Source organism: Ameyamaea chiangmaiensis, from assembly GCF_013376175.1.
Classification (GTDB): Bacteria; Pseudomonadota; Alphaproteobacteria; order Acetobacterales; family Acetobacteraceae; genus Ameyamaea; species Ameyamaea chiangmaiensis.
On sequence record NZ_JABXXR010000172.1, the window covers coordinates 1 to 5,414 of the forward strand.

At 68.4% G+C, this 5,414-nt stretch carries 8 protein-coding genes; 6 read left to right on the plus strand and 2 right to left on the minus strand.

What is annotated here, in order from left to right; all coding sequences use genetic code 11:
• Nucleotides 1–89: 89 nt before the first annotated feature.
• Both HUK82_RS14255 and HUK82_RS14260 read right to left on the minus strand, forming a co-directional pair.
• On the minus strand, nt 90–533 hold the full coding sequence (locus HUK82_RS14255; RefSeq protein WP_176614591.1) for an EVE domain-containing protein: 444 nt from the start codon (nt 531–533) through the stop codon (nt 90–92).
• Complete coding sequence (locus tag HUK82_RS14260; protein WP_176614592.1) at nt 530–823, minus strand: YciI family protein; 294 nt, start codon at nt 821–823, stop codon at nt 530–532. Before HUK82_RS14260 ends, HUK82_RS14255 begins: the two co-directional genes overlap by 4 nt.
• Before the next feature lie 168 nt (nt 824–991).
• On the opposite strand from HUK82_RS14260, the gene HUK82_RS14265 reads away from it, so the two are divergent.
• The 6 genes from HUK82_RS14265 to HUK82_RS14290 all read left to right on the plus strand — a co-directional run.
• Complete coding sequence (locus HUK82_RS14265) at nt 992–1,762, plus strand: heme ABC transporter permease (RefSeq protein WP_176614593.1); 771 nt, start codon at nt 992–994, stop codon at nt 1,760–1,762.
• On the plus strand, nt 1,759–1,911 hold the full coding sequence (locus HUK82_RS14270; RefSeq protein WP_176614594.1) for a hypothetical protein: 153 nt from the start codon (nt 1,759–1,761) through the stop codon (nt 1,909–1,911). The genes HUK82_RS14265 and HUK82_RS14270 overlap by 4 nt, the downstream gene beginning before the upstream one ends.
• The gene (gene ccmE, locus HUK82_RS14275) at nt 1,908–2,453 is read left to right on the plus strand and encodes a cytochrome c maturation protein CcmE (protein ID WP_176614595.1); all 546 of its coding nucleotides are present in this window, start codon (nt 1,908–1,910) and stop codon (nt 2,451–2,453) included. The genes HUK82_RS14270 and ccmE overlap by 4 nt, the downstream gene beginning before the upstream one ends.
• A gap of 23 nt (nt 2,454–2,476) precedes the next feature.
• Nucleotides 2,477–4,456, plus strand: a complete 1,980-nt coding sequence (locus HUK82_RS14280) for a heme lyase CcmF/NrfE family subunit (protein ID WP_176614598.1) — start codon at nt 2,477–2,479, stop codon at nt 4,454–4,456.
• Entirely contained in the window at nt 4,453–5,025 is a 573-nt protein-coding gene (locus HUK82_RS14285; protein WP_176614596.1) for a redoxin domain-containing protein, read from the plus strand. Before HUK82_RS14280 ends, HUK82_RS14285 begins: the two co-directional genes overlap by 4 nt.
• Nucleotides 5,022–5,414 (plus strand): cytochrome c-type biogenesis protein (locus HUK82_RS14290; RefSeq protein WP_176614597.1); only part of this gene is annotated, 393 nt, incomplete at its 3' end. The genes HUK82_RS14285 and HUK82_RS14290, both read left to right, overlap by 4 nt.

Here is a 5,414-nt window from a genome sequence, read left to right on the forward strand (position 1 = left end):
GTCGCGGGCCTCCGGCTGGGCGCGCGACTGGGCGCGCAACGCGGCCTGCTGACGACACTGTTTGCCGGGATGATCTTTGTGGTGGCTGCCTACGTGCTGTTCCGGGCGGTATAGCCTCCCATTGCGCACAGATAGGCCCAGTGCGCGTCCGACACCGGCACGACCGACAGGCGCGACTGCCGCACCAGCGCAAGTTCGGCCAGCGCCGGATCAGCCTTGATGGCGGCCAGCGTTACCGGTCGTGGCAGGGCCGCCACCGCGCGCACGTCCACACACACCCATGCGCCCTTTTCGCCCGCCTCCACTGTGGGATCGGGGTAGGCCTCACGCACCACCTCGACGATGCCGACGATCTCGCGCCCGATATTGGAGTGATAGAAAAAGGCGAGATCGCCGAGACGCATGGCGGCGAGGTTGTTCTTCGCCTGATGGCTGCGCACCCCGGTCCATGGCTCGACCCCATGCCGGACCTGCTGCTCCCACGAGAACACGTCGGGTTCGGACTTGACGAGCCAGTGTGCGGGCCCGCTCATTCCGCGATCGCGCCGTCGCGGAAGACGACCCTGTGCCCGCGAATGATCACGCTTTCGAACAGCCCGACCTCGGCATACGGATCGGCCGCCGCGAAACCCTCCGCCGCCGCCCGGTCGGGAACGTCGACGATCAGCAGCGACCCGCACGGGCGACCGTCCCTGTCCAGGATCGGCCCACCATGCACCACGCGCTCCTGATAGGCGGTGAGATAGGCAATATGACGCTCGCGCGTGGCCAGTCGCGTCTCGAGGGCGCCGGGCTTGTCGGTGCCGATGATCGTGAACAACATTTAACTACTCTCCGAGGGTCGACGCGGAAACAACACCCCTGCCCGCGCGGAACAGGTGCGGAAGCGGACATGATAGTGTAGGAAGTCGCGCCAGACGAGCACCCGGACAGGTGCCGCACGACATGTCGTCGCCAGTTTTTCGTCCGATCGTTACGGAGCCCACCACACTTGAGCGCCAGCCAGACCCTGGCCGCCCGCACCGGCAGCCTGTTTCATCGCTTCGCCAATCCCGGCCGTTTCCTGCGGCTCGGCGCGCGGCTGCAGCCCTGGCTGACATGGCCCGCGCTGGCGCTGACGCTGATCGGCGTGATCTGGGGGCTGTTCCTGTCGCCTGCGGACTGGCAGCAGGGCGACTCGGTGCGCATCATGTACGTGCATGTGCCCGCCGCGTGGCTGGCATCGTCGGGCTACATGGCGCTGGCCGTCTGTTCGGTGCTGTCGCTGGTATGGCGTCATCCTCTGGCCGACCTCGCCGCTGTCGAGATCGGCCCCGTCGGCGCGGCCATCACAGCCGTCTGCCTGGCCACCGGTTCGCTGTGGGGCAAGCCGATGTGGGGCACGTGGTGGGTGTGGGACGCGCGCCTGACGTCGGTACTGGTGCTGTTCTTTCTGTATCTCGGTCATATCGCGCTGATCCGCGCGTTCGACGAACCGCAGCGCGGCTATCGCGCCGCCGCCATCCTCGCACTGGCGGGAGCGGTCGACCTGCCGATCATCAAGTTCTCCGTGCAGTGGTGGAACACGCTGCACCAGCCGGATTCGATCACCCTGACCGGCGCGCCCACCATGTCCACCACCATGCTGTGGCCCCTGTTGATCTGCACGCTGGGGTTCACGCTGGGCTTCGGGGCGATCGTGGTGGCGCGACTGCGGGCGGCCGTGATGGAAAGCCGTGCCCGCGCCCTGCTGTCCGCCCGACGCGGAGGGGCCTCGTCATGACCCATCTGCCTTACATCGCCGGTGCCTACGGACTGGCCGCGATGGTCGCGCTGTGGTTCGGTATCGGCGCAACCCTGCGCCTGCGCCGCGCCCGGACCCGTCTGGCCGCGGTCGAGGCGGCCCGTACCCGTGGCGGAGGGGACGCATGACCCGCAAGTCGCGTCGTCTGTGGCTGGTCTGCGCCTGCGTCCTGGGGCTTGGTGCGGCGGCCGGCCTGACCCTGAACGCCTTTTCGTCGAACATCGTGTTCTTCATGGCCCCGTCGCAGGTGCGCGCGCACCCGCCGGGGGCCGACCGTACCATTCGCCTCGGCGGCATGGTGGTCGCGGGCTCCGTCACCCGCACGCATGAGGGCGAGACGCCCATCGCCCAGTTCGACGTGACCGACGGCCAGGCCGCCGTGCGCGTGCGCTATGCCGGCATCCTGCCCGACCTGTTCCGCGAGGGGCAGAGCGTGGTGGCGGTCGGCACCGTCGGCCCGAACGGCGCCTTCACCGCCAGCGAGGTTCTGGCCAAGCACGACGAGACCTACATGCCCAAGGAGGTCGCCGAGGCGCTGCGCGCGTCCGGCAAGTGGGACCCGAAATACGGCAAGGCCCCCGACGCGGCCAGCTGGGACACTATGACCGTCAAGGACGCGCGCCACGATCTGGCCGCCGCCCGCGGACCAAAGGACGGACAGGCCGAGTGATGTCGCTGATGCTGACGGAAAAGATGGGCGGCCCCGAACTGGGCAACTTCGCCCTGGCGCTGGCGTGCTGTCTGGCGGGCGCGCAGGCGATCCTGCCGCTGATCGGGGCGCAGCGCCGCGACGCGCGGCTGATGGCCTTGGCCCCCGCGCTGGCGGTGGGTCAGCTTGTGGCGCTTGCCGCGTCGTTCCTCTGTCTGGTGGGGGCGGCCGTCTCGGACGATTTCTCCGTCCAGAACGTGGCGGACAACAGCGCCGTGGCCAAGCCGCTGCTGTATAAAATCACTGGCGTGTGGGGCAATCATGAAGGCTCGGTGCTGCTGTGGGCGCTGATCCTCGGCCTGTGCGGCGCTGCGGTCGCGGCCTTCGGGCGGAACCTGCCGTCGGCCCTGCGCGCGCGCGTCATTGCGGTTCTGGGCGGTGTCTCGGCCGGGTTTCAGCTGTTCTGCCTGCTGACGTCCAATCCGTTCCAGCGCATCTGGCCAGCCCCGATGGACGGTCAGGGCATGAACCCGCTGCTGCAGGATCCCGGCCTCGCGTTTCATCCGCCCATTCTCTACACCGGCTATGTCGGCTTCGCGGTGCCGTTTGCCTTTGCCATCGCGGCCCTGATCGAAGGGCGCGTCGATGCCGCCTGGGGGCGCTGGGTGCGCCCATGGGCCGTCGCCGCCTGGTGTTTCCTGACCTGTGGCATCGCGCTGGGGTCGTGGTGGTCGTACTACGTGTTGGGGTGGGGCGGATACTGGTTCTGGGACCCGGTCGAGAACGCGTCGCTGATCCCCTGGCTGACCGGCACGGCGCTGGTCCATTCCGCGATCGTCGTCGAGAAGCGCGAGGCGCTGAAGATCTGGACCGTGCTGCTGGCGATCGGGACGTTCTCGTTCTCGCTGTCCGGCACGTTCCTCGTGCGGTCGGGCATCCTGAACTCCGTCCACGCCTTCGCCAATGATCCCGCACGCGGCATCTTTATTCTCGCACTGCTTGCTCTGGTCATCGGCGGTTCGCTGGCCCTGTTCGCCGTGCGCGCGCCGATGTTGACGGCAGGCGGCCTGTTTGCCCCCGTCTCGCGCGAGGGGCTGCTGGTGCTCAACAACATCCTGCTGTGCTCGATCTGCGCCGTGGTGGTGACGGGGACGATGTATCCGCCGTTCATGTCACTGCTGTTCGGCAAGACGATCTCGGTCGGCAAGCCGTTCTTCGATGCGACGGCCGCCCCGCTCGCCATCCCGCTGTTCGCGTTCATGGCGATCGGGCCGATGGCGCCGTGGAAACGCGCCGCCCTGTGGCCGGTCCTGCGTCGTCTGTGGTGGGCGGCGATCGCCTCCCTGATCGCGTTCGCCGTTGCGACGTTCAGCATGTCCGGCGTGCTGCCGGTGCTCGCCACGGGCTTCGCGGTCTGGGTCATCGCCGCCAGCATCACCGACATCACCGACCGTATCGGCCTGTTCCGTCTGTCGCCCGCGCAGAGCCTGTCGCGCGCGCGCTTCCTGCCGCGCGCCGCTTTCGGCGCCGCGCTGGCGCATGCGGGGGCGGGGATCAGCGTGCTGGGACTGGCGGCGATGTCGCAGGCCCAGCACCGGATCGTCGAGGTGCAGACCGGCACGACCGAGCATCTGGCGGGCTATGACTGGACCCTGCGCGACGTACATGACGAGCCGGGGCCGAACTATCAGGCCATCGTGGCGACGATCGACGTGCGGCGTCACGGGCATCTTGTCACCACGCTGCGACCGTCCAAGCGCGACTTCGCCAGTCAGCATCAGACGACGACCGAGGTGTCGATCCACACCAACCTGATGTCGGATCTGTATGGCGTCCTGGGCGACCGTCACGGCAGCGGCGCTGCGGCGACGTATGTGCTGCGCCTGCACTACAACCCGCTGGCGCCGTGGATGTGGCTGGGCGCGCTGGTCATGGCGATCGGCGGTGCGCTGTCGCTGTCAGACCGTCGGGTACGCGTGGGCGCACCCCGTCGGGCACGCACGACCGTCGCGGAGGCGGCATGATGGCCGAAGACACGCCCCGCACGCGCCGCCGCGTTCTGATGGCCGCCCCGCTTGCCGGCGCCGCCGTTCTGGGCGTCGGGTTCTGGAAAATGCTGGGCGGCATGGAACAGGGCTCGTTCGATCCACACAACATCAACGCGCCCGTGCTCAACCGCCCCGTGCCGGACTTCGTGTTGCCGGACCAGGCGCCGGGGCGAGGATTTTCGGCGTCCGACCTGCGTGAGCTGCGCACGCCGGTGATCGTGAATTTCTTCGCGTCGTGGTGCATCCCCTGCATCGCTGAAATGCCGGCCCTGATCGGTCTGGGGCGGCAGGTGCCCGTCTGGGGCATCGCCTACAAGGACAAGCCCGCCAACGCCGCCGGATTCCTGGCCCATGCCGGCAACCCGTACGCGCGCATTGCCGCCGACGGCGATGGTCTGGCCGCGCTCGACTGGGGTATCTCCGGCGTGCCCGAGACCTTCGTGATCGGTCCGGGCGGCATTATCCGCTGGCACAACGCGGCACCGTTGAACGACGATCTGATCCACGGCACGATCCTGCCGCTGGTGGAGCGGTTGACGTCATGAAGGCGCGTCTGTGTCTGGCAGCACTGCTTGTGTGCGCGCCGCTGGCCGCCTACGCGGTTGACGATCCGTCGGAAATGCTGCCCGACCCGAAGCAGGAAGCCCGTGCCGAGGCCATCGGCGCGCAGTTGCGCTGCCTCGTCTGTCAGAACGAATCGATCGAGGACAGCAGCGCCGACCTGGCGCGCGATCTACGCCATGTCGTGCGGCGCCACGTCGCCGCGGGCGAGAGCGACCGACAGATCATGGACTGGATGGTGGCGCGCTATGGTAACTTCATCCGTCTTCGACCCCCCTTTACCCTGACGACGCTGCTGTTGTGGGGCGCGCCGGTGCTGGCGCTGCTCGCCGGGCTGACCGCCGCGTTCACGAGCCTGCGTCGTCGGCGCGAC